This window comes from Meridianimarinicoccus sp. MJW13 (genome assembly GCF_014901205.1).
Taxonomy (GTDB): Bacteria; Pseudomonadota; Alphaproteobacteria; order Rhodobacterales; family Rhodobacteraceae; genus Meridianimarinicoccus.
The window spans coordinates 12,815-39,384 of the sequence record NZ_JACNMU010000008.1 but is presented as its reverse complement, the minus strand read 5'-3'; the positions used below and the strand labels follow the sequence as shown (position 1 = coordinate 39,384).

General features: G+C 64.2%; 20 protein-coding genes. 2 read left to right on the top strand and 18 right to left on the bottom strand.

Features of this window, described 5'->3' with window-relative positions; all coding sequences use genetic code 11:
• Nucleotides 1–58 precede the first annotated feature (58 nt).
• Complete coding sequence (locus tag H8B03_RS14915) at nt 59–1,297, top strand: urate hydroxylase PuuD (RefSeq protein WP_193142682.1); 1,239 nt, start codon at nt 59–61, stop codon at nt 1,295–1,297.
• Nucleotides 1,298–1,404: 107 nt separating this feature from the next.
• Here H8B03_RS14915 and H8B03_RS14910 read toward each other — a convergent pair whose 3' ends face one another.
• The 14 genes from H8B03_RS14910 to H8B03_RS14845 all read right to left on the bottom strand — a co-directional run bounded on the left by H8B03_RS14910 (nt 1,405) and on the right by H8B03_RS14845 (nt 18,813).
• A complete protein-coding gene (locus H8B03_RS14910; protein ID WP_193142681.1) occupies nt 1,405–2,397 on the bottom strand; it encodes a C45 family autoproteolytic acyltransferase/hydolase in 993 nt (330 codons plus the stop codon).
• A gap of 2 nt (nt 2,398–2,399) precedes the next feature.
• Nucleotides 2,400–3,851 (bottom strand): biotin carboxylase, encoded by a 1,452-nt coding sequence (locus H8B03_RS14905; protein ID WP_193142680.1) that lies wholly within the window; start codon nt 3,849–3,851, stop codon nt 2,400–2,402.
• Nucleotides 3,852–3,872: 21 nt separating this feature from the next.
• Nucleotides 3,873–6,650, bottom strand: coding sequence for an aminotransferase class I/II-fold pyridoxal phosphate-dependent enzyme (locus H8B03_RS14900; protein ID WP_193142679.1), 2,778 nt, complete (start codon nt 6,648–6,650; stop codon nt 3,873–3,875).
• A 78-nt stretch (nt 6,651–6,728) separates the two neighbouring features.
• A complete protein-coding gene (locus H8B03_RS14895; protein ID WP_193142678.1) occupies nt 6,729–7,676 on the bottom strand; it encodes a carbon-nitrogen hydrolase family protein in 948 nt (315 codons plus the stop codon).
• A 509-nt stretch (nt 7,677–8,185) separates the two neighbouring features.
• Nucleotides 8,186–9,280: an ABC transporter ATP-binding protein gene (locus H8B03_RS14890; RefSeq protein WP_193142677.1), complete on the bottom strand. Its 1,095-nt coding sequence runs from the start codon at nt 9,278–9,280 to the stop codon at nt 8,186–8,188.
• A 2-nt stretch (nt 9,281–9,282) separates the two neighbouring features.
• Nucleotides 9,283–10,068, bottom strand: coding sequence for an ABC transporter permease (locus H8B03_RS14885; protein WP_193142676.1), 786 nt, complete (start codon nt 10,066–10,068; stop codon nt 9,283–9,285).
• Complete coding sequence (locus H8B03_RS14880) at nt 10,068–11,063, bottom strand: ABC transporter permease (protein WP_193142675.1); 996 nt, start codon at nt 11,061–11,063, stop codon at nt 10,068–10,070. The genes H8B03_RS14885 and H8B03_RS14880 overlap by 1 nt, the downstream gene beginning before the upstream one ends.
• Nucleotides 11,064–11,139: 76 nt before the next feature.
• Nucleotides 11,140–12,246 carry a PotD/PotF family extracellular solute-binding protein gene (locus H8B03_RS14875; RefSeq protein ID WP_193142674.1) on the bottom strand — a complete coding sequence of 369 codons (1,107 nt, stop codon included), beginning with the start codon at nt 12,244–12,246 and terminating at the stop codon, nt 11,140–11,142.
• Between the two features lie 67 nt (nt 12,247–12,313).
• Nucleotides 12,314–13,414: an NAD/NADP octopine/nopaline dehydrogenase family protein gene (locus H8B03_RS14870; RefSeq protein WP_193142673.1), complete on the bottom strand. Its 1,101-nt coding sequence runs from the start codon at nt 13,412–13,414 to the stop codon at nt 12,314–12,316.
• Complete coding sequence (locus H8B03_RS14865; protein WP_193142672.1) at nt 13,411–14,001, bottom strand: peroxidase-related enzyme; 591 nt, start codon at nt 13,999–14,001, stop codon at nt 13,411–13,413. The genes H8B03_RS14870 and H8B03_RS14865 overlap by 4 nt, the downstream gene beginning before the upstream one ends.
• Entirely contained in the window at nt 13,998–14,489 is a 492-nt protein-coding gene (locus H8B03_RS14860) for a hypothetical protein (protein ID WP_226925974.1), read from the bottom strand. Before H8B03_RS14860 ends, H8B03_RS14865 begins: the two co-directional genes overlap by 4 nt.
• Nucleotides 14,486–15,952: an NAD(P)-binding domain-containing protein gene (locus H8B03_RS14855; protein WP_193142671.1), complete on the bottom strand. Its 1,467-nt coding sequence runs from the start codon at nt 15,950–15,952 to the stop codon at nt 14,486–14,488. The genes H8B03_RS14860 and H8B03_RS14855 overlap by 4 nt, the downstream gene beginning before the upstream one ends.
• Nucleotides 15,953–15,994: 42 nt before the next feature.
• Nucleotides 15,995–17,320, bottom strand: a complete 1,326-nt coding sequence (locus H8B03_RS14850) for an MFS transporter (RefSeq protein ID WP_193142670.1) — start codon at nt 17,318–17,320, stop codon at nt 15,995–15,997.
• A gap of 2 nt (nt 17,321–17,322) precedes the next feature.
• A complete protein-coding gene (locus tag H8B03_RS14845) occupies nt 17,323–18,813 on the bottom strand; it encodes an aminotransferase class V-fold PLP-dependent enzyme (protein ID WP_193142669.1) in 1,491 nt (496 codons plus the stop codon).
• 122 nt (nt 18,814–18,935) lie between these two features.
• On the opposite strand from H8B03_RS14845, the gene H8B03_RS14840 reads away from it, so the two are divergent.
• The gene (locus tag H8B03_RS14840) at nt 18,936–19,415 is read left to right on the top strand and encodes an Lrp/AsnC family transcriptional regulator (RefSeq protein WP_226925973.1); all 480 of its coding nucleotides are present in this window, start codon (nt 18,936–18,938) and stop codon (nt 19,413–19,415) included.
• Nucleotides 19,416–19,439: 24 nt separating this feature from the next.
• On the opposite strand, the gene H8B03_RS14835 is transcribed toward H8B03_RS14840, so the two are convergent.
• From H8B03_RS14835 to glgA, 4 genes are read right to left on the bottom strand one after another with little or no spacing between them, the layout of a single operon-like run.
• Nucleotides 19,440–21,071, bottom strand: a complete 1,632-nt coding sequence (locus H8B03_RS14835; protein ID WP_193142668.1) for an alpha-D-glucose phosphate-specific phosphoglucomutase — start codon at nt 21,069–21,071, stop codon at nt 19,440–19,442.
• Nucleotides 21,068–23,035: a 4-alpha-glucanotransferase gene (gene malQ / locus H8B03_RS14830; protein WP_193142667.1), complete on the bottom strand. Its 1,968-nt coding sequence runs from the start codon at nt 23,033–23,035 to the stop codon at nt 21,068–21,070. Before malQ ends, H8B03_RS14835 begins: the two co-directional genes overlap by 4 nt.
• On the bottom strand, nt 23,032–25,137 hold the full coding sequence (gene glgX, locus H8B03_RS14825; protein ID WP_193142666.1) for a glycogen debranching protein GlgX: 2,106 nt from the start codon (nt 25,135–25,137) through the stop codon (nt 23,032–23,034). The genes malQ and glgX overlap by 4 nt, the downstream gene beginning before the upstream one ends.
• Nucleotides 25,134–26,570, bottom strand: a complete 1,437-nt coding sequence (glgA, locus tag H8B03_RS14820; protein WP_193142665.1) for a glycogen synthase GlgA — start codon at nt 26,568–26,570, stop codon at nt 25,134–25,136. The genes glgX and glgA overlap by 4 nt, the downstream gene beginning before the upstream one ends.

The window sequence follows — 26,570 nt, the reverse complement described above, 5'->3', positions numbered from 1 at the left end:
CAGAATAAACCGGCTTGGACTAGGGTCGTCCAGACACCGAAAAACTGGGAGAAGCACTGTGTTCGAACTGGCAATCTTGTGGGACTGGGTGGCCTTTTCGGTCCGCTGGCTTCACGTCATCACGGCCATGGCGTGGATCGGCGCATCGTTCTATTTCATCGCGCTCGATCTGATGCTCAAGCCCAATGCCGACCTGCCCGCCGGCGCCTATGGCGAGGAATGGGAGGTGCACGGCGGCGGCTTTTACCACACCGTGAAGTACCTTGTGGCTCCGGCGCGGATGCCCGAGCATCTGACCTGGCACAAATGGCAAAGCTACACCACCTGGCTGTCCGGTGCGGCCTTGCTGATGATCGTCTACTGGGTCGGCGGAGAACTGTACCTGCTGGATCCCAGCAAGGTCGAACTGGCGCTGTGGCAGGGCATCCTGATCTCGGGCGGGTCGCTGACCCTTGGCTGGCTGGCCTATGATGCCATGTGCAAGTCCCGGCTGCGCGAGAACCCGACCCTGCTGATGCTGCTGCTGTTCGTGATTCTGGTGATCATGTCCTGGGGCTATAACCAGATCTTCACCGGCCGCGCCGCGCTGCTGCATCTGGGGGCCTTCACCGCCACCATCATGACCGCCAATGTTTTCTTCATCATCATGCCGAACCAGCGCATCGTGGTGAAGGATCTGCAGGAAGGCCGCACGCCGGACGCCAAATACGGCAAGATCGCCAAGCTGCGGTCGACCCACAACAACTATCTGACGTTGCCGGTGGTGTTCCTGATGCTGTCGAACCACTATCCGCTGGCCTTCGGGACGCATTACGCCTGGCTCATCGCCAGCTTGATCTTCCTGACCGGCGTCACCATCCGCCACTATTTCAACACCATGCACCGCACCGGCAAGGGGCCGAACTGGACCTGGCTGGCCACGGTGCTTCTGATGGTGGTGATCGCCTGGCTGTCGACCGTCCCCGGCATCGACACCTATGAGGAATCCGAAGCCCGCGAGTTGACGCCAGCCGAGCAGAAGTTCGCCTCGGTGGACAGTTTCGAGGATGCCTTCTACGCAGTGGTCGGCAATTGCTCCATGTGCCACGCACGCGAACCGTCGTGGGAAGGGCTGAACTGGGCGCCCAAGCACGTTGTGCTTGAGACCGAGGCCGATGTGGCGCGCCACGCCAAGCAGATCTACATGCAGGCGGGCCGCACCCACGCCATGCCGCCGCCCAATGCCATCGACATGGATCCCGAGGCGCGGATGCAGATCGTGGCCTGGTATCGCGACGCCACCGGGCACGGCAGCTAGGAAACAGTGGATCGAAGACCTGAAAGGCGGCCCGAAGGGGGCCGCCTTTTTCCGTTGGCAAGCCGGTCGGTGCGCGTCGCGTTCAAAGCCCCGGCCGCCGGATTGGCTCAGACGATGGCGCCGGGGTCAGTGTCGGGAAAGGCGACAAGCTGTGCACCGGACGTGAAGCTGGTGAAACTCTGGGTCCATGTGTGCATCGGCCACCTGAGTTGCACTGCCCCTTCAGCGGGCAGGTAGGCCGCCGTGTACAGCGTGCCGAAGCCCCGCGAAAACGCCATGGAATAGAGTGGCGGCTTGAGAAAACTGGAGATGAAGCGTTCCGCGGTCTCGGGGTGCAGGGTCAGCCGGTTCAGCAGGAATTTCTCGCGCTCGACCGTGGCGGTGAAACGGGCGTGGCTGGACCATTCCACCCGTTCCTGATGGTTGGTCGCCACCGGCGTGTTCGAGATGATGGTGGGCCGGTCCGGCGTCAGATAGGCGGTGACAAAGCGCATGGATCGGTCCAGCGCGGTGACGTTATAGCTCATGTGACAGGGCACACGGCGCAGCACATTCTCGGCATCGGCCACGGTTTCGCAAGTTTGCAGGATATAGCGCAGGATCAGCGGCACACCGAAGCCTTCGCCGACCTCGCGCCGCCCGCCGAAGGTCAACGACACCACCAGACCCGCATCGTTCATCCCGTCGACAAGACCAAAGAGCCCGTCGGTCATCGCGATCACCGATCGGCCCTGCCAGCAAGACTTCAGCAAGATCCCGTCGAAGGCCCGCGGGTGATAGTCGTAGTTGCGCACCAGCAAAGGGGCATCGCCGCGCCAGACCGCCTGGCTGCAGCCGGACAGATAGCGGGGCGGGCAATAGTAGCTGAGAAACCGCGCCGCGCTGTCGCTGCCGCCGGCCAGTTCGCACAGCTCGTCATACAGCGGCAGGATCTCGGGCATGTGGCGACGCAGGGCGATGCGGCTTTCCAGATAGGTCGGGCGGGCTGTCAGACCCTCGCGCGCCCACCAGTCCCTGTAGGCCGGCCAGAACTCCTGAAACAACCCGGTCCAGATCGGGCCGGGGTCGTCTTCACTGAGGGCCTGAAACCGAACAGACACGCTTACATCATCTTGAAGGCAGGTTCGCCGGAGGCTTGCGCCGCCGGCAAGGGCCGTGCCGTAAACGCCGACTTGATGCCGTCGATCCACGCCTTGGCGCGGTCGTTCAACTCGAAAGCCTTGGTCATCGACCGGCCGCGGGTGACCAGAATGCCCAGATCGGCGCCTTCATAGCGGTAATCGCCGGTGTTCAGGATGCGCAGGAAAAAGGCTTCGTTTTCGGTTTCCACCGCACGGCGGTGATAGTCGAACCGGTCGAAGACCACCTTGCCATTGTCCAGCATCGTGTAGATGCCGCTTTGCGGGGCCTCGGTGACCATGTCGACACTGTCGTCGGTGTGCTTGATGACCATCTGCGACCAGCTGTCGATCATGTCCGGATCGGACCAGCGCGCGTTGATTTTCTCGACGTCCAGCGAGAAGGGCTTTTTCGAGAATTCCAGAAGATGAAACAGGAACAACGGCGCATCCGCATGGGCAAAGGCGGCATGGTTGGTCATCGAACTGGCCCCGGTGATGCGTGGGTTCAACTCACCCAGCCACAGTACTCCGGTCTTCTTGTCGATCAGGAAATCCAGCTCGAAATAGCCGCGATAGCCGACCTTGCGCAACTGCTCGCCGAACTTGAAAGTCAGTTCGCGGGCCTGCTGGCGGGCCTTTGACGGGAAGGAGGTCGCGAGGATCTCGTTGCCGCACCAGCCGCCGCGATAGGGGGTCAGTTCCCTGAAGCCCACAAGCTCGGTCATCAGCGGGCCGACGATGGTGCCCTGGCTGGTGGCGCAAGCCTCGATGGCCGAGCCACGGCAGTCGATCCGCTTCATGATCTTGATCTCGCCTTCGCCGACGATGTCGTGTTCATGCTTCTGGAAGTCCGCCTCGGACTTGATGAAGAACGTGGTGTGGCCGCTGTCGCCAAAGGCCGATTGCAGCACCAGGTCGTTGCCCAGCCCGGCGTCCTTGCAGATCTTCTGCAGATGGGCGTAGCTTTTCACCTCGTGCAGGGCATTGGGCACCGACGGCACCCCGGCCTCGTCGCCGATGCGCACGGTTTCGATCTTGTTGTCGCACCGCTCGCGCAGGGCCGCCTTGGGGAACCAGATCTCGCCGCCCAACTCCTTGACCAGGGCTTCGGTCTTTTCGTTGAACATCAGGAAGACGAACTTGGGCTTGCCGCCGCGCTGCCTGACGAAATCCACCACTTCCTTGTGTTGCAACAGGTAGTTGTTGATGTCCTCGATCGACTGGAATTCGTCGTGCGGCACCTCGGAGGGCACCAGCACGTTGGGATGGCGCCCGTCGAAGCAGTCCATGTAGCAGATGTACTTGAAGTTCTTCACCCATTCGTCGATGCCGAGCAGGTTGAAGTTGGTGGCGGACACGAAATAGATCGGATCCTCGTTGGTGTGGAAGTACCGACGGATTTCAGAGATGTTCTTCAGCTTTTTCTTTGGCATGGTAACTCCCTCGTCGGTGGTTCAGTTCTTTGAAAGACGCTCCAGCGCATGGGGTGCAAAGACCCGAAGGCCCAGATCCGGGCGGTAGCCGTGGATTTCGCTGACGTCGAGCGCACGCATGAAGGTCAGAATCTCGCGGCTGATGACCTGTCCCGGCACAAGGATCGGAAAACCCGGCGGGTAGGGGATGATGAACGAAGCCGACACCAGCTGTTCGCCCGCGTCCAGCTTGGCCATGATCCCGTCGTCCAGATTCAGGTAGTCGCAATTTTCCTCGTCATAGGCCAGGAAGAAGGCCGTGCGGATGTCGCCTTCGGGGGTTTCGCCATTGCGGAAGGCGGTGTCGAAGCGGCTGAAATCGGGCAGTGGAGGCACATGCTCCACCAGGCTTTTGACCCGGTTGTCGAACGACCGTTTCTCCATGATCGAGGCATCGTCCAGCAGATCGTCCAGATCGTTGGCAATCCCCAGCAGCACTTCGATCAGATAGGCGATCGAGGATCGCGTGGTGCCGATGTTGGTCATGAACAGCACGGTGTTGCGCGAGGTCTTGTTGATCTGGATGCCGTGCTTGTCCATCAGGATCTGGGTCTTGAAGGTGTCGCCGTCCCAGCCGGTGCCGCCCACGGCAAGTGTCACCTTGGACGGGTCCAGCACGAATTCATCGCTGCCCCAGTGATCCCAGGCATCGGTCCAGCCCTGCTTTGAATCATAGTAGCTCTCGATCCCGCTTTCGCGATATTCGGCCGGGATCATGTCGGCCACGGTCAGAACCTTGAAGTATTTCTCAAGCTTGGGATGGGTGTTGATGGCCCGGCGCAGCGTCATGGCGCTGTCGATCTGGCGCTGCACGAACTCGTAGCCTTCCAGTTCCACCTGCCGTCGGCCCACGTCCAGCGAGGCGATGATCTGGTAGTTCGGCGAGGTCGAGGTATGGGTCATATAGGCTTCGTGGAAGGCCTGTTCGGTCTCGCCCTTGAAATCCTGGTCGTAGACATGGATCATCGATCCCTGCCGCAGCGAGGTCAGGGTCTTGTGCGTCGACTGCGTGGAATAGACCCGCACCCGTGCATGCGGCGGCGCGATCAGCCTTGTGTTGAGCAGGGTCTCGTCGTCGGCATCGGCCAGATCGGCCTGCTGCTTTTCCCAGGCCAGCGCCCGTTCGGGGCTTTTCAGCGTCCGGCGCAACGCTCCGGCCGTATGCATCGCGGTACGGCGGCGGTAGGCCGGGTTGAAGCGGGCGAAGGCGAACCAGGCTTCATCCCACAGGAACACCAGGTCGGGCTTGATCGCCAGACATTCCTCCATCACCCGTTCGGTGTTGTAGACCAGCCCGTCGAAGGTGCAGTTGGTCAGCAGCACCATGCGCACCCGGTCCAGTTTCCCGGCGGCTTTCAGTTCCAGCAGCTTGTGCTTGATTTCCTTGGTCGGCACCGCGCCATACATGGAATGCTGGTGCAGCGGATAGCTGTCCATATAGACCACATTGGCCCCGGCCAGCACCATGCCATAGTGGTGCGACTTGTGGCAGTCGCGGTCCACCAGCACGATGTCGCCCGGCCGGATCAGCGCCTGCACCACGATCTTGTTGCAGGTCGAGGTGCCGTTGGTGGCAAAGAACGTCTGTTTCGAGCCGAAGGCGCGGGCGGCGGATTCCTGGGCCTTCTTGATTGGCCCCTTGGGTTCCAGCAGGCTGTCCAGCCCGCCGCTGGTGGCCGAGGTTTCGGCCAGGAAGATGTTGGGACCATAGAAGGCGCCCATGTCCTGGATCCAGTGGCTGCGCGCGATGGATTTGCCGCGGCTGATCGGCATGGCGTGGAAGACGCCGGTGGGTTGCTTGGAATACTCTTTCAGCGCCGTGAAGAAGGGCGATTTGAACCGGCTGTTCACACCGCGCAGGATGTTCAGGTGCAACTCAAGGAAATCTTCCTGATTGTAGAACACCCGCCGGCAGCCGCCCAGATCCATCGCCGCGATGGTTTCGGCCGAGCGGTCGGTGACCAGATAGGTGTCCAGTTCGGGCCGGATCTTGTGCACCAGCCGGCAGGTTTCGGGGCCGTATTCCTCGGGGCGCAACCCGTCGACCTCTTCATCCTCGCTGACGCTGGTGAGGTACTTGTTCAGGATCGACACACCGTTGCGCGACTTCAGGGTCAGACCGGGCCTGACCACCACAGCCTGCACGTTGAAGTTGAACATGATGCCGATCAGCGCGTCTTCCAGGCTGGGCACGATCACCGGTTCGTAGATGAAGGCATCTTCGGGGCGGCGGGCGCGTTGCAGACTCCGGCGCAGCCAGCGTTCCTGATGCTCGCTCAGGTCGTCAACGATCAGCACTTCGAAATAGGGCCGCCCCAACGCGCGTTCCTCGGGCGAAAGCGAGGCTTCGTCCTCGAAATCCTCGGCGTCGACCTCGTTGGACATCAGTGGCACGACGCGGCGGCGATAGGCGCCCGACGACAGCGCCCGCGACGTGCGCAGCACGCTGTGGCAGAAGTCGTCGACGTTGCGGTTTTCCACCAGCTTGCGCATGTGGTTGAAGGCCGCAGCGCCCGGGAAGGCCCAATAGGCCTCGATCGGGGCCAGGGCCGCGAACAGCTGTTCGGCCCGGTTCAGCAGGGATTTCCGCTGGCGGCTTTCGCTTGGATGCAAGGCCAGACCTTCGGCAACTTCGCGCAGGGTACTCCACCGATCGGCGCGCAACTGGGTGGCGCTGTAGTATTCCCCGATCGAAGGCAGGTTCTGTCCGTCGCCTTGACCCGGCTTGCTTCCGGACGCTTCGGTTGGTCGTTTCGTCATGGTCAAACCTGCTCTCTTTGGCTGGTGAAGTCTCGTAATGACGTGAACTCGTACGACACTGGGGAATGCGGCGGGCGCTTAGCCCGTTTCGCGATGCCAGCTGGCAACGGCCTTTTCCTCGGCCTCTTCCAGCATGGTGCGCGGGTCGGCGGCGCTGAGACCGGCAAGTGAGCCCTGCTTGGGCGTTTCCAACGGACCAAGCGCGTGCAGATAGGTGTCCGAGCCGCTGCCCGGATCGTAGATCGGGAAACTGACCTCGCGGTCGCGGAAGCTCTTCAGAACCTGGCCTAGCCCCTTCAGGCCGAATTCGCGCTGGCGGCGCACCTGATCGAGATCGATCTCGATGGGAAACATGTCGTCCTGCCCCGCCGACTGGTGCAGCACCATCGCCGCAGGATCGACCACCAGCGACCGTCCGACCCCACCCGAGCCCAGCCCGTTGATGTCGAAGACATAGCATTGGAACTGCGCCGCCGTGGCCCGCGCAATGGCAATTTCGGCCTCACGGTCGGCAGTGCCGGTCAGCACCGGATGCAGCAGAACCTCGACGCCCTGGCTGGTCAGTTGCCGCGTGGTTTCGGGGAACCACATGTCATAGCAGATCGACAGACCGAAGCGGCCGACCTCGGGGACATCGAAGATGCAGAATTCATTGCCGGCCGAGATGCCTTCCTCGTAGGGGCGGAAGGGGAACATCTTGGAATAGGTGGCCACGATGTTGCCATCGGGGTCGATGACCACCGAACTGTTCAGGATCCGGCCATCTTCCTTGGTTTCGAACATCGAGCCGGGGATAAGCCAAAGCCGATGCTTGCGCGCCTTTTCCTGAAACCGGACGATGTCTTCGTTGGGGAAGGGCTTTGAGAACCGGTGCAGCGGACCATAGGCGGCCAGTTCGCTGAACACCGCCATCTGGGTCCACGGAAAGCGCGCCATCAGAATGTCGATGCGGTGCAACATGGCATCGACATTGGAATGAAGCGGATCGACATGCATCTGGATGCCGGCAATTGCAAATGGGGTCATACTCGTCTGGTCTCCTGGTGGTCCGGTCGGGACCGAAAGTCGGGGGTGCCCATGCGCGCAAAAGCTGCGCTGTACGGGACCGGATTATCGGGCGTATGCCTGCCGGATCGGCGGCAGGGGCGGATGGGTCTGCCTAGCAGATCGGCGATCAAACCGCGCGCCCTGTGTCATCGCCGCGCAAGGCGGGCCGGGGCCGTGCGGCGCCTGCGCCGGTCCGGTCACCATAGCACGCAACGCGGGCAAGCAGGCGAATGCATGACGCGGCTGCATCGGCGGAGAAGGATATCGGGATCCCTCGAAGGAACTGGGCGCCTGTCATCGTATGCGTCACGCAAGTGGTCATGGACTGCCACATTGGCGCGAGTCGCCGGCGATTGAAACAGATATTTTTCTGGCAGGATCGCGGTGCCGGACTGACATGGCGGCATCGGGCGGTGCCGTTCGGGCAAGACCTGCGGCACCTGCCGGTCGGCGGTCGGGCAGGGCCGCACCCGGCGGCCCCGCGTCTTTCAGTGCGACAGGATCGCCATGGCGTCGGCGTCCCACGACACCCAGACAGGGGCATCGCCATGCCGGGACAGGGTCGCTGCATCGGTGAAGGCGCGCAGGGTCTGCCCCGGTGCATCCTCCAGTGCGATGTCCACGGCGCTGCGGCTGCCCAGGAACACGCGTTCGGTGATCCGCCCGCGCACGGCGTTGGCGGTTCCTGGCTGTTCGGCGTGCAGTGACAGGTTTTCCAGTCGCAGCGAGGCGGCCATCTTCTGCCCTGCCTGCGGCGCACCGGAGGCCGCCAGACCGATCAGCGGAATGCCCTGCCAGTCAAAGCTCACCTGTCCGCTGGCGCGGTCCACACCGCGAATCTCGCCTTCGATCAGGTTGGTGTCGCCGACGAATTCGGCGACAAAGCGGCTGGCCGGGCGGAAGTACAGATCCTCGGGCGTGCCGTCCTGTTCGATCTTGCCCGCGTTCATCACCACGATGCGGTCGGACATGGTCAGCGCCTCTTCCTGATCGTGGGTCACGAAGAAGAAGGCCTTGTGGGTCCGGCGCTGGATCGACTTCAGTTCAAGCTGCACCTGGTGGCGCAACTTGGCGTCCAGCGCACCCAGCGGTTCATCCAGCAACAGCAGGTCCGGATCCGGGGCCAGCGCCCGCGCCAGCGCCACCCGCTGCCGCTGCCCCCCCGACAGTTGCGAGGGATAGCGGTCGGCAAAGGGGGTCAGTTCCAGAAAGGTCATCAACTCGTCCAGCCGCGCCTTGATCGCGGTCTTGGACATGCCTTTCAGTTCCAGCCCGAAGGACATGTTCTGCGCCACGGTCATATGCGGAAACAGCGCGTAGTCCTGAAACACCATGTTGATATGGCGTCGTTCAGGCGGCAGGGCGGTGACATCCTCGCCGCTGAGGATGATGCGGCCGGTGTCGGGTTTCTCGAACCCGCCGAGGATGCGCAGGGTGGTGGACTTGCCACAGCCCGACGGCCCCAGGAAGGTGACGAATTCGCCGGGATTGATGGTCAGATCCATCTGGTGCAGGGCGACGGCCTTGCCGAAGCTTTTCGAGATCCCTTCCAGGCGGACAAGCGGTTCCTTTTCGGAGCTCATTTTCAGGTGTCCTTGTTCATGCGGCGGCTGGAACGTTCGGCCCAGACCCCCAGCACCGCGGTCAGCACCAGCGCCACGGCAGAGATTGCATTGATTTCCGGCGACATGCCCGAGCGCAGCTTGGCAAAGATCAGCACCGGAAGCGTCGGTTGATAGCTGCCCAGGAAGAACGAGCGCACGAAGTCGTCGAAGCTGAGCAGCAGGCAGAAGATGGAGGCCCCCATCAGCGCCGGTTTCAGATAAGGCAGCGTGATCCGGGTGAAGGTCACGAAAGGATCGGCGCCCAGATCGCGGGCGGCCTCGCCCATGCTTCTGGGCAGGGTGGTCAGGCGCGCCATGACCACCAGCGTCACGAAGGGCACGTTGTGGACGGCATGCGCCCAGATGATGGCGAACATCCCCGGTTCGATCCCCAGCTGCCGGGCATAGATGCGAAAGGCGATGGCCGAGATCACGCCCGGCACCAGCGCCGGCAGGATCATCAGCGCATAGACTGCCGCCCGGCCGACAAAGGCCCGCCCCGCAAGCATCACCGCCAGCCAGGTGCCCATCAGCACCGAGACAAGGGTCGAGGCCACGGCGATGGCCACCGAATACAGGAAGGTCACCATCAGTTCGGTGTCGCCGAAGACCCCGATGTACCAGTCCAGCGTGTAGGATTTGATCGGGAAGCCGATGAACTTGCTGTCTTTGAAGCCCATCAGGATCATCAGCGCCAGCGGCACGAACAGATAGACGACGAAGGCCCAGAAAACGACGGACAGAACGACACGATGCGAACGGGTCATCAGCTGTCTCCCTTGCGCAGGAAGGCGATCAGGCGGGTGAAGATCCCGCTCAGCACCAGGGCGGCCACGAACATGATGACGGCAAAGGCCGCACCGGTGGGCCATTTGTCCCCGGCGACATGGAAGAAGCCGGCGATGGTCTGGGCAAACACCGTGCTGTTGGGACCGCCCAGCAGCACCGGCGTGCCGTAATAACCGGTGGAGATCAGGAACACGAGCGTACAGCCCGACCCGATGCCCTCAAGGCTCAGCGGCAGGGTGATGCGCCGGAACCGGGTCCAGGGGCCCGCGCCCAGATCGGCGGCGGCCTCGGTAAAGTTGCGCGGCAGCTTTTCCAGCGCGGAATACAGCGGCAACAGCATGTACAGCGCGGTCAGGTAGATCAAGCCGACGCTGACCGAAAAGCCGGTGAACATGAAGGGGATCGGCCGGTCGATCAGACCCAGCCATTTCAACGCGATGTTCACCGCACCGTTGTTGCCCAGCAGGATCATGATGGCATAGGTGCGCACGATCTCGCCGGTCCAGAAGGGGATCAGCACCAGCAGCAGCAGTGCCAACTGGTTCTCGCGCTTCACATAGCGGGCCAGGTAATAGGCCACAGGATAGGTGATGAGCAGGGTGACGAAGGTCAGCGAGGCCGAGTAGATGATGGTTCGGAAGAACGGTTTCTGGAACACGCTTTCGTTGAAGAACGTCCCGTAATTGTCTAATGTGAAATGCGTTTCTGTTCCCGGTGCCACCGGATAGGCATCCAGCAGGCTCACCTGGAACATTTGCAGCATCGGGCCCAGGTGCTGGGTGATCAGCCAGATCAGCGGGATGATGCCCAGCAGCAGAAATTGTCGACGCGGCGACGCAAAAATCAAACCCGTCAGGACCTGGTAGGGTTTCCAGGCGACGAGACGGCCCCAACGGGTGGCGTCTTCCGCCGCCGGGGGCCGGGTCACGGCGGGGGCGCCACGCTTGGCCCCGACAGATGCCGTGTTGGTCATGGTTACTATCCTTTCTGCAACTGCAGAACCTGTGGCTTCGGGCCAGCCGGAAGCGGCCCGAAGCAAGGGTGGTGGGTCAGGCGGCCTTGACGGCTTCCACTGCCGGATCGACCAGCCCGTATTTCATCTCGTTGGCCTCGGCGCGGAAGAACTGCAGGTTGGCCAGTTCTTCTTCGGTGAACGAAGACGCGGCTTTCTCGGAATCGGTCAGATAGGCGTCCGCCCCCTTGAAGGTCGAGATGAAGCCCGACGCCTTGGTCATCGCCGCGCCAATTTCCGGTTCCGCCAGGATGGCGTTCAGGAAGGTATAGGCGTTGTCGAGGTTGGGACAGTTGTTGGCGATGTTGTAGGTGTAGACGAAGCCGTAGGAGCCTTCCTTCGGAATGGTCATCGACACCGGGAACCCGTCGGCCATCAGCGCCGCGATCGGGCCGTTCCAGGCGCAGGCCATCGCGATGTCCTGGTTCACGAACATCTGCTGCACTTCGGCACCGCCGTCATAGTACTTGCGCACCAGCGGCTTCTTCTCGATCAGGAAATCGCGGGCCTCGGCGACGATCTCGGCGGCACGCTCGGGATCGTTGAGGTATTCGACCATGTTGCCGTCGTAGCCCTTCATCAGCATCACGATCGACATCATGTCCTGGATCACATAAGCGGTCTGGCCCTTGTACTTGTCCGAGAAGAACGTCATCCAGCTTTGCACGTCTTCTTCCGGCACCAACTCGTTGTTATAGGCCAGAACTTCCATGCCCGACAGGATCGGCGCACCCCATTTGTTGCCATTGATGGTCGACCAGTCACTTTCCGAAAACACCGGGTTGATGGTGGTCCAGTTGGGCAGGCGATCCACGTCCAGCGGTTGCAGCAGATCGTTTTCGATGAACTGCAGGAAGCGGTGGCCGGCCACGGTCATGATGTCCACGGTCGGGTTCGGTTGTTCGGCGGCCAGAAGGTTGAACTGCTTGCCCTGGTCATCCACGAGGCGGACGTTGACCTTGATGCCGGTGTCCTTCTCGAAGTCGTTCTTGAAATCGGTCGGCACGAAGTCGTTGTAGGTCCAGACGTTGACTTCGCCCCCCGCGGCATGGGCGCGGCGCAGGTAGGCCGGGCTGGCAAGGATCCCTGCGGTGGCGGCGGTGGTGCCCAGGAATTTCCTGCGATTGAGGATCAGTTTCGACATTCTTGTCTCTCCTTGTTGGTTCGAAAAAGGACCGGACCGGTCCCTCAGCGAGGGTGGCACGCCCTTGTCAGGCGCTTGGCGTTGTTTGCGTAGCGTCAGGCAGAATTCCGGTATGCGCCGCCGTGGTCAAGTCATCCAGGCTGAAAGCGGTCAGATCCAGCGCCGACAGCAATTCGTTCTCCGTCGCGAAATCGCGTCCGTACATGGCCGAGAAGATGTCGATCCCGGCCTGGTGCAGCACCGCCGGCTTGCCCGCCAGACGGCCCAGAACGACAACCGGCAGCAGGCCGTAAGGCACGTCCTCGGTCACATATCGGCTGTCGGCGGTGGCCGGACCGGTGCCGCCATTGCCTTGCGCGTGCATCTGCTGGTTCATCTCCGAGATCGAGGCGACCGCCACGTGAAACGACTGGTGAAAATGCTCGAAGATGGTCTTGACCGACAGCTCCAGCGCAGTGGCGATGGCCAGCCGTTCCTCGTCCAGCTGTTCCAGAAGGCGGCCGACCTTCGGGGTGACGTTCTGGCCCTGGCTCCAGCTTTCGCCGCGTTCCATGCGGGTCATGTTGCCAAGGGCGATGCCCATGTGATTCTGCGGGTTCAGGTTCGACAGGGTGATCGCCAGCAACCCGTCGCGCGGGGCAAAGACCGGACCGAACAGGGTTTCGCATTGATCCAGCGCCGCCGATTGCTGATCGGCGGGCACGGTGCACATGTCGATACGCGCACGGATGGTGTTGACCAGAACCGCCGCCCCGTCCTGCCGCCGTCCGGTCACGGCGGTGGTGCCCCAGCAGGTGATCGGTGCGGTCACGCCGCGTGCGGCCAGCTTGCCGCGCAGGTAAAGCGCCCCGAAAGAGGCATGGGACGAAATGATAACATGCTGCCCCTCGCGGATCACCGGGGCCAGTGCGTCGAACACCATCTTGTGGCCATAGCCGGGCACGGCCACCAGCAGCACGTCCGTTGCGGCCAATTCGTCCGGCGTGTCGGCCACGGACGGGCGATAGTGGCCCTCCAGCGCGCCGCTGGCGGTGATGCCGCCGTCCAGACCCTTGGTGCCTGCCCCCGAAGGCGACCACAGAACCGCTCGGTGGCCCCGGCTTTCCAGCAGGGCAGCGGTGGCCAGCGCAATAGAACCTGCGCCCGCGATGCCGACAGACAGGCTCATCCGGAACCCTCCTCGCGGACGGGGTCGCCCAGCACATGCATCAGCCGGTTGGCCCAGCCGAACAGCGCGGTGGACAGGATCAGGTCCAGCACTTCTGCTTCGTCCAGACCGGCGGCGCACAGGGCGTCCATATCCTCGGCGCTGGCCTGGGAAGGCGCGGCGGACAGCTTGCGGGCGAAGTCAAAGATCGCCCGGTCGCGCGGGCTCAGGTCGGCGTTTTCCCCCTTGGCGAACAACTCGTCGGTGACGCGGGTGTCCTTTTCGATCTGCGCGTGGCGCGAGGCATGAACAGCGGCGCAATAGATGCAGCGGTTCACGATCGAGGCGCCAAGCGCGCCCAGCTCGCGCTCGGATCGGCTCAGCCCCTCCTTGTCGTACATGATCGCGTTGAACAGCGGCGAGCGCACCTTCAGGCTTTCCACGTCATGGGCCAGAGTCAGTACGTAATCCGACACCTTGGTGTTTGACGGGGTGACCTGCAGGGCCTCCAGTTGCGCTGGCGTCGCCTCGGCCAGGTCGACCGGGGTCACGCGCGGCCGCCATTGCGGCACGTTGCGGGTGAACTTGTGAATGACACGAGCGGTCATGTGCGGACCTCCGTCATCAGACGCAGCCCGGCGATCAGGCGCAACTGGTAGGCCAGAAAGGCGTTCAACTCGCACAGGCGCACGATATCGGCGTCATGAATCCCGGCGGCTTGCAGGGTTGCGATGTCCGCCGCCGCAATGTCACGGGTCTGCATGGCGACCTTGTCCATGAAGGCCACCACTTCCGCGACACCTTCTGCCGCGCCATCCTGGCCGGGATCGGTCAGCCCGGCATAGGCGGTACCGGACATGCGGCCGGCATAGCGGTCTGCCACCGCATCCAGCCGGTTCAGCCGCGCAATGCGGGACGCCAGCGCCGCACGCAGATCGGCAGGCCAAGCGCCGCAGTCTTCGGGTGCCAGCACGGCCTCTTCGGCGGTCTGGGTCATGTCAAGGATATTGGCACGCAGCGTCACCGCCGCCGCACCGGGGCCTTCGGGGACAACGCCACCTTCGGCCACGGCAGTGGTGGACCAGGTATCGCTCACGCGTCGACCTCCAGCGGAAGATCGCTTTCGGTCCATTCGGTGCCGTCCAGTTCGGGCGTGTCGTAGTCCAGCATGCCTTGCCAGTGGGTGTCCACATCCTCGGTATACAGCGTCGCCGCAATGTCGCGGGCCAGCCAAGCGGCCCCTTCGGACACACCGGGAATATCGCCGCTGACCTTGCCCAGGCTCGCCGTGGCCCCGTAGTTGAAGCAATAGACGTTCTTCAGCCAGGGGGCGGTGCCGGGCACTTTCTCGCGGAAGGTGAAATCCGGGTTCAGATAGGGGAACCGGCCCAGGTCGGCGTTTTCCTCCTCGGCGGGCGGCGTATAGACATCCTGCCAAAGCTGGATCTGCCCGGCGGCATCGCCGAACTCCTTGCGTTGCAGCGGATCGGTCACGAAACCGGTGCCGAGGATCAGGAAATCGGCGGTCCAGCTGGTGCCATCGGCAAAGCTGATCTTCACCTGATCGCCGACCTGTTCGGTCTTGGTGGTGGCCTTGCCGAAATGGAAATAGGCGTTGTCATGGCGGCTGACCCGCAGGGTCGAGCCATGCGGCGAGGGCGTCTGCGTGGCAAAGCTGTATTGCATGAAGCGCCAGCGCCACGCATCCTCCATGGCCGAATACCCGGCGGTGAAGCCAAAGCTGCCGATGCCCATCATCTTGTTGACGGTGGGCATGGTCTTGCGCCGGATCAGGTGGCGTACCTCGGCGGCGCCATGTTCCAGCGCCTCGGCAGAGTTGTCCACCGCCGAGGCGCCAACCCCGATCACCGCCACTTTCTTGCCCTTCAGACCGGCAAAGTCGATGTCATCGGCAGAATGCGCCCAGAGCGTTTTTGGCAGGTCGCGGACAAAGCCGGGAATGTTGGGCTTGCCGGTACCATCGCGCCCGGTGGCTGACACCAGCTTGCGCGTCAGGATCGAGCCTTGCGCCGCCCCCGACAGGTGCAGCCGCAGCAGGTCGCCTTCCGGTTCCACCCGATCCACCGAAACCTCGTTCTCGACGGGGATGTCCAGCGCCTTGCGATACCAGCGCAGATAGTCCATCCACATCGGCCGCGGGATCTTGCCCAGGGCCTCCCATGCCGCGGTGCCATGCTGGGCGCGGTACCACGCCTGGAAGGTCAGCGCGCCATGGCCAAAGGCCGGGCCGGTCAACTCCTTGGGCGAGCGCAGGGTGACCATGCGGGCATAGTTCAGCCACGGGCCCTCGAAGCCTGCCGGCGATCGGTCCAGCACGCGGATGTTGTGGATGCCGCCGGTTTTCAGCGCCAGCCAGGCCACCATCCCGCACATGCCGCCACCGATGATGACCACGTCATGCACCGGTTCATCGCCTTTGCTGCGGGGCGGCACCCAGGATTTTCCGGGGCTGCACAGGAAGGCAAGATCCTCGTGCAGGCGCGCTTCCAGTGCGGGCAGTCCGGCGCCGTCGATGCTGGGCAATGTGGGCTGTGTCATGGTCTGTCTCTTACCTCTGAAGTTCAACTGCACGGGGTGGGCTCAGGCGGTGGTGCTGCCGGGCCAATGCGGGTGCAGGTCGTCGATGAAATAGCGATGCCGGTGGCGATGGCCCTGCGCGTAATGTTCGCGCAGATGCGGATGGCCTTCGGGAAGTTCGGGATGTTCGTGAACCAGGCCGGCCGGCGGTTCGGCCACCCAGACGCGGGCGGCCAGCACCAGCGTCAAAAGGGCCGCGATGCACAGCCCGGCCATGGCCGGGGCCGGACCGACGGCCGCGCCCAGCAGACCGGCGGCCGGATAGGCCAGCAGCCAGCCCGCATGGGACAGGGCGAATTGCGCGGCAAATACCGCCGGGCGATTTTCGGAGGTGCTGGAGCGTGTGATGATCAGCCCGCCAGGGGTCAGCACCAGCGAGGCCGCCGCCCCGAAGCCGAACCAAAGGACCAGCGCGCCGGTTTCGCCGGGCGACAGCAGGACCAGCGCCCCCAGAGCCGCGAAGATCACAACCCCCAGCGTCATGATCCGCCGCTCGCTGGCATGGTCCAGCAAGCGCGGCACCAGCAGGGCCAGCACCGCCGCACCCATCCCATAGCAGGTCATCAAACGGGGATAGAATTCAACGCCGGTTTCAAAATGCGCGGCGGCGTAGATGACCGAGTTGACCAGCACCCAGGCCATCATCAGCGACAGGGCGAATTGCATCAGCCACAGGCCGCGCAGGCGCGGGGTGCGCAGGTAGATCCGCAAACCGCGCGGCAGGCGCTGTCGGAACGGGGTCTTGGCGGTGGCCACAAGGGCGGGAAACCGGGTCAGCATCAGCATCACGATGGATCCCGCAAAGCTGAGACTGGCCAAGAAGAACAACTGCCCCGGTGCGATCAGGTTCAGCGCCAGTGCGGCGATCACCGGGCTGAGGATCGACTCCAGCGTATAGGCCAGCCGCGACAGGGCCAGCGCGCGGGCGTATTCGGCCTCGTCCGGGATCATGTCGGCGATCACCGACTGGAACAGCGGCGTGAAGCCCGAGGCGAAGGCGAAGAACACGAAGGCCAGCCCCGCCACCTGCCACGGCCCCACGGCCAGCGCCATCAGCGCGACAATGCCCATGCGCATAAGGTCGATCATCGCCAGAACCGGCCGACGCGGATAGTGCGACAGCGCCGCTTCGGCCACCGGCGAGACCAGCACATAGGCCACCATCTTCAGTGCCAGAATGCCGCCCAGAATGGTACCGCCCAGCGAGATGCCGCCGAAATCATAGGCACTGAGCGCCAGCGACACCGTCAGAATTCCGACCCCGGTCAGCGACAGTATCTGTGCGGCGAACAGGCGCCGGAACTGGGGATTTCTGAGCGGGTGGTTCAAATCTAGGCTCTCTCCTTGCGCCCCTCGGACGGCGGTTCTGGCTGACCGGACGGGCGCAAGCTGCGGTGGGCGAAACGGGCGGTACTCGCGTCGCCCTCGTACTCATCAAGGTAACATGCCGCAACCTGAGCAAGGTTGTCGACACTGTCGATGATGAAATCTGCCTTCTCATCGGTCAGCAGGGCTGAAAGATTAAGCCGGACCCAGCCGGGCTTCTCGGCTTCCTGCCCGGTTTCCAGTGCCGCCAACGTCGCATCCGAGGCCGCCTTGTCGAGATTCAGCAGGCGGTGGGCATAGGAACCCGCACAGGCACAGCCGCCGCGCGCCTGTATGCCGTGCAGGTCGCTGAGCAGGCGGGTAAACCATTGGTGATGCAAATGGCCGCCCGCGCCATCGCGAATGCGGAACGAAAAGATCGGGATTGCCGGCGCATTGGCATTGCCCAGAATCTGGAGGCGCGGATTGGCACTCCAGACCGCCAGCGCACGGGCCCGCAGCTCGGCCTGCCGCTGGTCCAGCCAGTCCTGGCCCAAAGCTTCCTTCACCATCAGCACAAGGGCGGCACGGATGTCGCCGACCACGTTCGGGGTGCCGGCTTCTTCGCGGTGCGTCAGGCTTTCGGAATAGACATGCGACCACGGCGATACGAAGGACACGGTGCCGCCGCCGGGCAGGGTCGGGGTTCGGCGCCGGGCGATGGCATCGCGCACCACCAGCACACCCGAGGCACCGGGACCGCCCGGAAACTTGTGCGCCGAGAACACGATGGCATCCTTGGCACAATCGCCGCCCGCCTGCATCTGCATGTCGATATAGGGCGCGCCGCAGGCATAGTCCCAGATCGACAGCGCCCCATGCGCCTTCAGCAATCGCGTCACCGCATCGGTGTCGGTCAGGATGCCGGTCACATTGGAAGCCGCTGAAAAGGCCCCGACGATCAGATCCGCGCCCCGTGCCGCGACCAGCGCCTGTTCCAGCACCGCCATGTCCGGGCCGCCCTGCGCGGCTTCGGGGATCTCGATGCATTCGGCGCCGCTTTCGCGCCACGGCAGCAGGTTGGAATGATGCTCGTAGGGGCCAATCAGGATCACCACCCGGCCTCCGCCCGCGACCAGCGCGGGAATATCCAGCAGGCCCACCAGCCGGTTCAGACCCGCCGTCGCGCCCGCGCCGGTGAACACAACACTGTGGCCTTCCGGCGCGCCGACGATGCGGGCGATCTCGGCCCTTGCGGCATTGCGCAGCCGAGTGCAGAAAGCCCCGCAATACGAGGCCTCGGTATGGCTGTTGGCGTAATAGGGCAGGACCGCGTCGCGGATGAAATCCTCGACCTGGGTCAGGGCACGGCCCGAGGCGACGTAATCCGCATAGACCAGCGGCCGCGCGCCATAGGGGCCGGGGATGGTGGCATTGCTGCCGATCAGGCCCGCGCGCAGGCGCTCCACCAGATCGGGGGCCGAGAGGGTTTCGCGGAATTGTTCCAGTGGTTGCATGGTTATCCAGAGAAGAAAGGTCGGACGGTCTGTCCGGACCAGTTCTGACCCATTGTCCCCGCGAAATCATCACATGATTTTGCTATACTACGGCCCAATTTCTATCATATGATAGACATATCATGATTTCGCTAGATCACATCGACTGCCGAATACTGGCAGAACTGCAAAAAGACTCCTCACAGTCGCAACGGGCGCTCAGCGACAAGGTCGGCCTGTCGCAAAACGCCTGCTGGCGGCGGTTGAAGGTGCTGGATACAAAGGGGGCCATTCGCGGCTACACGGTGCTGCTGAACCGCGATGCGGTAGGGGCAGGGCTGGTGGTATTCGTGATGATCCGCACCCGCCATCATTCCGTGCAATGGCTGGAAACATTCCGCAAGCACGTCGCCGCACTGGACGACGTGGTGGATTTCTACCGGATCGGTGGTGAATACGACTATCTGCTGAAGATCGTCACCCGCGACATGGCCAGCTATGACGGCTGCTATCGCCGCCTGATTGCTGGGATCGAATTGGAAACCGTCACCTCGTTCTTCGCCATGGAAGCGATGGAGGAACAGCGCCCGGTGCCCTTGCAGCCGACCGCCCCCCGGCGCTGACCGGCCGGGGGCGATCTGCGGTGATCAGGTCATCACGTCGGGCTCGGTACGCCCGGTGGTTTCGGTCAGTTGGCACAGGGCGCGGGTGGCAGCGATGATCCCGTTCAGCGCGTCCTGGGTGTCGAGGAACAAGTCGCCCCCGGTGGGTTCATAGCGTTCCAGATAGACCCGCAGCGTGGCGCCCTCGGTGCCGGTGCCCGACAGCCGCAGCACCGCGCGCCCGCCGCCTTCGAAATGGATGCGCAGTCCCTGGTTGCGGCTGACCGATCCGTCCACCGGATCGGTATAGGAAAACTGGTCAGCCCCGGCGATGGTCAGCCCGCCAACGGCAGCGCCGGGCAGGCCGTCCATCCGCTCAGTCAGCCTCGCCATCAGAGCATTGGCCTTGTCGGTGGCGATGGCCTCATAGTCGTGGCGGGAATAATAGTTGCGGCCATAGGTCTGCCAGTGATCGGCCAGGATCTCCTGCACCGAGACCTTCCGCGCCGCCAGGATATTCAGCCACAGCAGCACCGCCCACAGCCCGTCTTTCTCGCGCACATGATCGCTGCCGGTACCGGCGCTTTCCTCGCCGCACAGGGTCACCTTGCCCGCGTCCAGAAGGTTGCCGAAGAACTTCCAGCCCGTGGGCGTTTCATAGCAGCCCAGCCCCTTGGCCTCGGCCACGCGGTCGGCGGCGCGGCTGGTGGGCATCGATCGTGCCACCCCGGCCAGCCCGCCCGCATAGCCCGGCGCCAGATGCGCATTGGCAGCCAGCACGGCCAGACTGTCAGAGGGCGTCACATAGATGCCGCGCCCGAGGATCATGTTGCGGTCGCCGTCGCCATCCGAGGCCGCGGCGAAATCCGGGCCATCGTCGCCCATCACCAGATCGACCAGCGGCTTGGCCCAGATCGGGTTCGGGTCGGGATGCCCCTTGCCGAAATCCACCGAAGGCACTGCGTTCATCACGGTGCCGTCCGGCGCGCCCAGAAGGCCTTCAAGGATCGCCGTGGCATAGGGGCCGGTCACCGCGTGCATGGCGTCGAACCGCAGGGTGAAGCCGCCCGCAAACAGGGCGCGGATGGCGTCGAAGTCGAACAGCGTTTGCATCAGATCGGCATAGTCGGTCACCGGATCGACGATCTCGACCGCCATGCCCCCCAGCGCGGTATCCCCGATCTGGTTCAGGTCCAGATCGTCGGTGTCCAGCGTGTGGTACTCGGATATCGTCTTGGTCTGCTCGAAGATGGCATCGGTGACGCCCTCGGGCGCCGGGCCGCCGTTCGCGATGTTGTATTTCAGGCCGAAATCCGCGTCGATCCCGCCGGGATTGTGGCTGGCCGACAGGATCAGCCCACCGTCTGCCTTGCGCTGGCGGATCAGGTTCGACGCCGCCGGTGTCGACAGCAGCCCGCCCTGACCGACGATGGCCCGCTTCGCGCCATTGGCCGCCGCCATGCGCAGGATGATCTGGATCGCCTCGGCGTTGAAATAGCGCCCGTCGCCGCCGACCACGAGGGTCTTGCCCGTTACGCCGCCGATGGCGTTGAAGGTCGACTGCACGAAACACTCGACAAATCCGGGCTGCATGAAGACGCGGGTTTTCTTGCGCAGGCCCGAGGTGCCGGGTTTCTGGCCTTCGAACGGGGTGCAGGGCTGGGTCACTTTGGTCATGAGGCGATGTCTTTCTCACGTGAGGCAGGCAGGGGGGGACGATGGTTTTGCATCACGTCGGTGACATGACGCAGGGATGCGGTCCGCGAAAAGTCCTCGACCGGGACGGGCAGACGCCGCCGCCAGTTGGGATGTTCGTTGATGGTGCCGGGCAGGTTCTGGGCTTGCGTGACGCCAAGGGCGTCATCCAGTTGCACCGAGACCAGCGCCGAGGGTGCCTCGGCCAGACCGGCGTGGATGGCGTCCAGAATATGGCCCGTCGATGCGTTTGGCGGCAAATCCCGGTCGGCGCGCAGGCTGTGGCGCTGACGCGCACGAAAGCCGTGACGGTCAAGGCGCTCACCTTCGGATATCCAGCCGACGCGGTGCCACCATTCGATGTCGGCGCCGTGCCAGAACCCGGCGATGGTCGGCGTGTCATGGGTGCCGAAACAGGCAAGGCTTCGGGTCGGCATGGCGCTGGCGGGCAGGATGGTGCCGTCGTGGCGGGTTTCGAACTGCCAGACCGCATAGCTGTAAAGTCCGGCGTCATTCATGGTGGCGCGGAAGCCCTCGGGCACCAGTCCCAGATCCTCGCCGATGACGACACAGCCCGCGCGGGTGGACTCGATGGCGATCACCGCCAGCAGCGATTGGAATGGCATGGTGACATAGCCACCGGGGCTGCCGTCGTCGGGCAGCCAGAAACTGCGCGCCAGCCCCAGCGCATGATCGATGCGCAGCAGGCCGCAATGCCGCATCAGGCGCGCCAGCATCTTTCGGAACGGCCCATAGAAGGCCGCTGCCAGCGGTCCGGGGGCATGGGCGGCCAGCGCCCAGGACTGACCCTCGGGGCTGAGCTGATCGGGCGGGGCGCCAATGGTGACGCCGCGCGCGATAGTGGCGGTGTTCATCCAGACCTCCGCCCCGTCGGGGCGCGGGCCAACGGCCAGATCCAGATACAGCCCCAGCGACATCCCCGCAGTCCGGGCGCTGGCCTGCGCGGCCGCAATCTGGGTTTCGGCCTGCCATTGCAGCCAGGCGTGGAACTCGGCGCGCGCGCCGGCGGCCTTGGCGGCGGCCAGGCCCGGCGTGCGCAGCGCCTCGGGCCAGTCGCGAAAATCATGGCCGTGGGTTTCGCCAAGCGCCTCGAATTGCGCAAAGGTCGTCAGATCGTCGTCTGCCGCAGACAGCCAGGCTTGAAAGGCGGCGCTGTCTTTCTGGCGGGCAAAGGCGGCTTCCAGCGCGGGCTTGTGGCGGGCGCGGAAGGCGGCATGATCGATCAGTCCCTCGGCAGGGGTCGGACCCAGACCCGGCAAGGCCAGGTGATCGGTGTTGAAATACCCCCGGTGGGTGGGCGAATAGGGGCTGATGATGTCCTCGACACTCCACCCCAGCGCATGCACCGGGTTGATCCCGAAGAACTGCGCGCCCTGCTGCCCCAGCGCCGTTGCCGCCCGCGCCAGATCGGCATAGCTGCCCAAACCGCCGTTGTCGGCACTGCGCAGCCCGTAAAGCGCCCCGGTCATGCCCCAGCTGCGCTGCTGCCCGGTGCGGGAGGGCACGTCGGGGGCCATGACGGGGCGTGCAAGCACGCGGGTTGGCGCGGATGCGGCGGGCCCCTGCAACAGGTAATAGCCCATCGCCAGTGCCGGCAGATACAGGGTGCCCTCGGCCCGGCCCTCGGCGACCTGGGTGCCATCCTCGGCCAGCAACACCCAGTCGAAAGCGGTTTCGACCGGGCCCTGCCACGGGCTGTTCGCGGTCAGGATGATTTCGTCGGGCAGGGGGCTGTCGCTGCGTGCCTCGGCCAGGGCCTCGTCGACCTCCGCATCCGATCCGGCGGCAACTCCCAGGGCACGCAGCAGGGCACGCAGGGTGTCGGGCGAGGCCGGATGCCGCTGGCCGGACAGATCGTGATAGGCCGTGTGAACGCCATGCTGGCGCGCCAGATCGCTCAGCGCATCATCGGCAGAGCGGCTCATGCCTCATCCCCGGTCAGGCAGAAGGCGACCAGAGTGTGCGCCTTCAGCGTGGTCTCGCGTGCGGTTTCGCGCTTGCTGCCCTGGTGCGCCCTGTTCGTGTCAATGGCGCGGGTCCAGACCCGCGCACCGGGGTTGGGCAGGTCCAGAACCCGATCTTCGGAACTGCGGTTGATGGCGATCAGGACCTCGTCGCGCAGGGCATCGCCCTTGAGGCATTCGGCGCAGCCGCGCAGATGCAGGCACAGGCCGGACAGGTCCGGGTCGTGCCAGTCCAGCGTGCTGCCGTCAAAGTCGCGCCATTCGACATCGCGTTGCCCGTCCGAGGCACGCGCGGCGCCGTGCAGATACTGGCTTTGCCGCAGCACCGGATGGTCGTGACGGAACCGCGTCAACGCGGCGGTGAAGGCGATCATGTCCGGATCCAGCGCCTCCCAGTCGATCCAGCTGGTCTCGTTGTCCTGGCAATAGGCGTTGTTGTTGCCCTGTTGCGACTGCCCGCCTTCGTCGCCCGCCAGCAGCATCGGGGTGCCTTGGGACAGAAAGACGGTGGCCAGCAGGTTGCGCTGTCTCTGCTGTCGGCTTGCCGTGATGACAGGATCGTCGGTGGCGCCCTCGACGCCGAAATTCTCGCTGAAATTCGCCTTGTGCCCGTCGCGGTTGTTCTCGCCATTGGCGTGATTGTGGCGGCGCTCATAGCAGGTCAGATCGGCAAGGGTATAACCATCGTGCGACGCCGCATAGTTGATCGCGGCCCAGGTCCGGCGTCCGGGCCGTTCGAACACGGAAGACGAGCCCAGCAGCGCCGAGCCAAGCGCCTGCGCGCTTTCCTGATCACCGCGCCAGAACCGGCGATAAGTGTCGCGCCCGGTGTCGTTCCATTCGGCAAATTCGGGCGGGAACTGGCCCAGTTGATAACCACCCGGACCAATGTCCCACGGTTCGGCAATCAGCTTGACCCCGGCCAGCACCGGATCCTGACGCAGGGCATCCAGAAATCCGCCGTTCGGATCGAAACCATGCGCTTCGCGCCCCAACGTGGTGGCCAGATCGAAGCGGAAGCCGTCGACGCCCATGACCTCGACCCAGAACCGCAGGCTGTCCATCACCATGCGCAGCACGAAGGGATGGCTGACATCCAGCGTGTTGCCACAGCCGGTGTCGTTCACATAGTGGCGCGGATCGCCGTCCTGCAGCCGGTAGTAGGCGGCATTGTCCAGCCCGCGAAAGCACAGGGTTTGACCAAGATGATCGCCCTCGGCGGTGTGGTTGTAGACCACGTCAAGGATCACCTCGATCCCGGCAGAATGGAACCGGCTGACCATGGCGCGGAAGCCCTGCACGCCCATCGGCCCGAAATAGCGCGGTTCGGGGGCGAAGAAGCCAATGGTGTTGTAGCCCCAGTAGTTGACCAACCCGCGCTGCGCCAAGCCGCCTTCGGATTTCAGGGCCTGCACCGGCAACAGTTCCACCGCCGTGACGCCAAGCCGGGTCAGGTGATCGAGCATGGCGGGCGCGGCCATCCCTTCGAAGGTGCCGCGCAGCGAGGGGTGAATGCCGGGATGCCGGATCGTGGTGCCCTTGACGTGCGCCTCGTAGATCTGGGTTTCTTCCCAGGGCCGTTGCAGGTTCTGGGCATCGGGCCGGAACTGATCGGGGTTCGACACGACGCTTTTGGGCACATGGGCAGCGCTATCGCAGGGGTTGATGATCAGGTCAGCCTCTGCCGCGTCGGTCCTGTAGCCGTAGGTGGTGGGATGGTTGGTAAACCCGCCCCGCAACTCGCGCGTGTAGGGATCCAGAAGCAGCTTGTGAAGGTTGAACCGATGCCCATGGTCCGGCGCGTAGGGTCCGTCTGCCCGGTAGCCATACAGCGTGCCGGGCCGCAGGCCGGGCAGGTAGCCATGCCAGATATCACCGGTGCGTTCGGGCAGCGGCAGCCGCCGTTCCTCGCGCTTTCCATCGGGCGAAAAGAGGCACAGGTAGACCTGTGTCGCATGTTGCGAGAACACCGCGAAATTGGTGCCACCCCCGTCGAAATGCGCGCCCAGGCGGGTCGGTCGTCCGGGTTCAAACAGGGCATCCACAGCGGTGTGACAGTTCATGGGGCCAGCGACGCATAGAGGTCGGCGTATCCACGTGCCGACCGTTCCCAGCCGACTGGCTGTTTCATCGCTGCGCGTTGCATCGTCTGCCAGACCCGCGGCTCGGAATAGACCTCGACCACCCGGTCGATGACCTGCGCGATGCCCTCGGCGCTGACCTCGTCGAAAACGAAGCCGGTAGCGGCCTTGGCGGTCAGGGCGGCGGCATTGGCGTCGATCACCGTGTCGGCCAAACCGCCGGTTCGGGCCACGACCGGCAGCGTGCCATAGCGCAGCCCGTAAAGCTGGGTCAGGCCGCAGGGTTCGAACCGCGAGGGGATCAGGATGGCGTCGCTGCCGCCTTGCAACAGGTGGGCCAGCGTCTCGTCATAGCCGATGACGGTGCCGACGCGGCCCGGAAAGGCCTCGGCAGCCTGCACGAATCCACGTTCCAGTTCCGGCGCGCCGGTGCCCAGAACCGCCAGTTGTGCGCCCCGGTTGACCAGATGCGGCACCGCTTCCAGCAGCGCATCCAGCCCTTTCTGGCCGGTCAGGCGGCTGATGACGCAGAACAGCGGCCCGTTGACGTCAGGGTCCAGACCCATGCGGGTGCAGACGGCGGCCCGGTTCTCGGCCTTGCGCTTGAGGCTGCGCGCCTCGAACGGTCGGGGCAGGGCCGCATCGGCGGCGGGATCCCAGGCCTCGGTGTCGATGCCGTTGAGCAACCCGCTCAACGCCGCGCCACGGTTTTGCAGCACGCCTTCCAGCCCCATGCCGAATTCCGGCGTCAGGATCTCGCGCGCGTAGGTCGGACTGACTGTGGTGATGCGATCGGAAAATACCAGCCCGGACTTCAGGAACCCGATCTGGCCGTAGTATTCCAGCGCCTCGGGATGGAACCAGTCGCCTTTCAGACCCAGGGGCCCAAGGGCTTCCGGCCCGCACAGGCCCTGGAAAGCGATGTTGTGAATGGTCAGGACCGAGGGCGGCTGATCGTGCCCGTCCATCTTCAGATAGACCGGGGCCAGAGCGGCCTGCCAATCATGGGCATGCAGCACATCGGGGGTATAGCCTTCGATGGCGCCGGCACAGATCCAGGCCGCGGCCCGCGACAGGGCACCGAAGCGGATGGGATTGTCGGCCCAGTCGGTGCCATTCTCGTCAATGTAAAGCCCTGCGGGACGGTCGAACAGCTGCGGCATGTCCAGCAGCAGCAGCGGCACCCCGCGCGAGGTGACGCGCACCACGCGCCCGGCGCCACCAGGCAGATTGTCAAACCGCGCCACTTCCTCGCCCTCGGGCAGCAGCGGGAACAGCGCCGGATAGGCGGGCATCAGAACCCGCGCTTCGATCCCCAGAGGGGCCAAAGCTGCGGGCAGGGCGCCGACCACATCGGCCAGCCCCCCGGTTTTTGCAAAAGGGGCGCATTCAGACGCCACCATCAAGACCTGCAT

Excerpts from the sequence above, each read along its gene's own strand:
- H8B03_RS14905 (WP_193142680.1), bottom strand. The coding sequence starts at position 3,851 with ATGCCAAAGAAAAAGCTGAAGAACATCTCTGAAATCCGTCGGTACTTC.
- H8B03_RS14900 (WP_193142679.1), bottom strand. The coding sequence starts at position 6,650 with ATGACGAAACGACCAACCGAAGCGTCCGGAAGCAAGCCGGGTCAAGGC.
- H8B03_RS14895 (WP_193142678.1), bottom strand. The coding sequence starts at position 7,676 with ATGACCCCATTTGCAATTGCCGGCATCCAGATGCATGTCGATCCGCTT.
- H8B03_RS14890 (WP_193142677.1), bottom strand. The coding sequence starts at position 9,280 with ATGAGCTCCGAAAAGGAACCGCTTGTCCGCCTGGAAGGGATCTCGAAA.
- H8B03_RS14885 (WP_193142676.1), bottom strand. The coding sequence starts at position 10,068 with ATGACCCGTTCGCATCGTGTCGTTCTGTCCGTCGTTTTCTGGGCCTTC.
- H8B03_RS14880 (WP_193142675.1), bottom strand. The coding sequence starts at position 11,063 with ATGACCAACACGGCATCTGTCGGGGCCAAGCGTGGCGCCCCCGCCGTG.
- H8B03_RS14875 (WP_193142674.1), bottom strand. The coding sequence starts at position 12,246 with ATGTCGAAACTGATCCTCAATCGCAGGAAATTCCTGGGCACCACCGCC.
- H8B03_RS14870 (WP_193142673.1), bottom strand. The coding sequence starts at position 13,414 with ATGAGCCTGTCTGTCGGCATCGCGGGCGCAGGTTCTATTGCGCTGGCC.
- H8B03_RS14865 (WP_193142672.1), bottom strand. The coding sequence starts at position 14,001 with ATGACCGCTCGTGTCATTCACAAGTTCACCCGCAACGTGCCGCAATGG.
- H8B03_RS14855 (WP_193142671.1), bottom strand. The coding sequence starts at position 15,952 with ATGACACAGCCCACATTGCCCAGCATCGACGGCGCCGGACTGCCCGCA.
- H8B03_RS14845 (WP_193142669.1), bottom strand. The coding sequence starts at position 18,813 with ATGCAACCACTGGAACAATTCCGCGAAACCCTCTCGGCCCCCGATCTG.
- H8B03_RS14840 (WP_226925973.1), top strand. The coding sequence starts at position 18,936 with ATGATTTCGCTAGATCACATCGACTGCCGAATACTGGCAGAACTGCAA.
- H8B03_RS14835 (WP_193142668.1), bottom strand. The coding sequence starts at position 21,071 with ATGACCAAAGTGACCCAGCCCTGCACCCCGTTCGAAGGCCAGAAACCC.
- malQ (WP_193142667.1), bottom strand. The coding sequence starts at position 23,035 with ATGAGCCGCTCTGCCGATGATGCGCTGAGCGATCTGGCGCGCCAGCAT.
- glgX (WP_193142666.1), bottom strand. The coding sequence starts at position 25,137 with ATGAACTGTCACACCGCTGTGGATGCCCTGTTTGAACCCGGACGACCG.
- glgA (WP_193142665.1), bottom strand. The coding sequence starts at position 26,570 with ATGCAGGTCTTGATGGTGGCGTCTGAATGCGCCCCTTTTGCAAAAACC.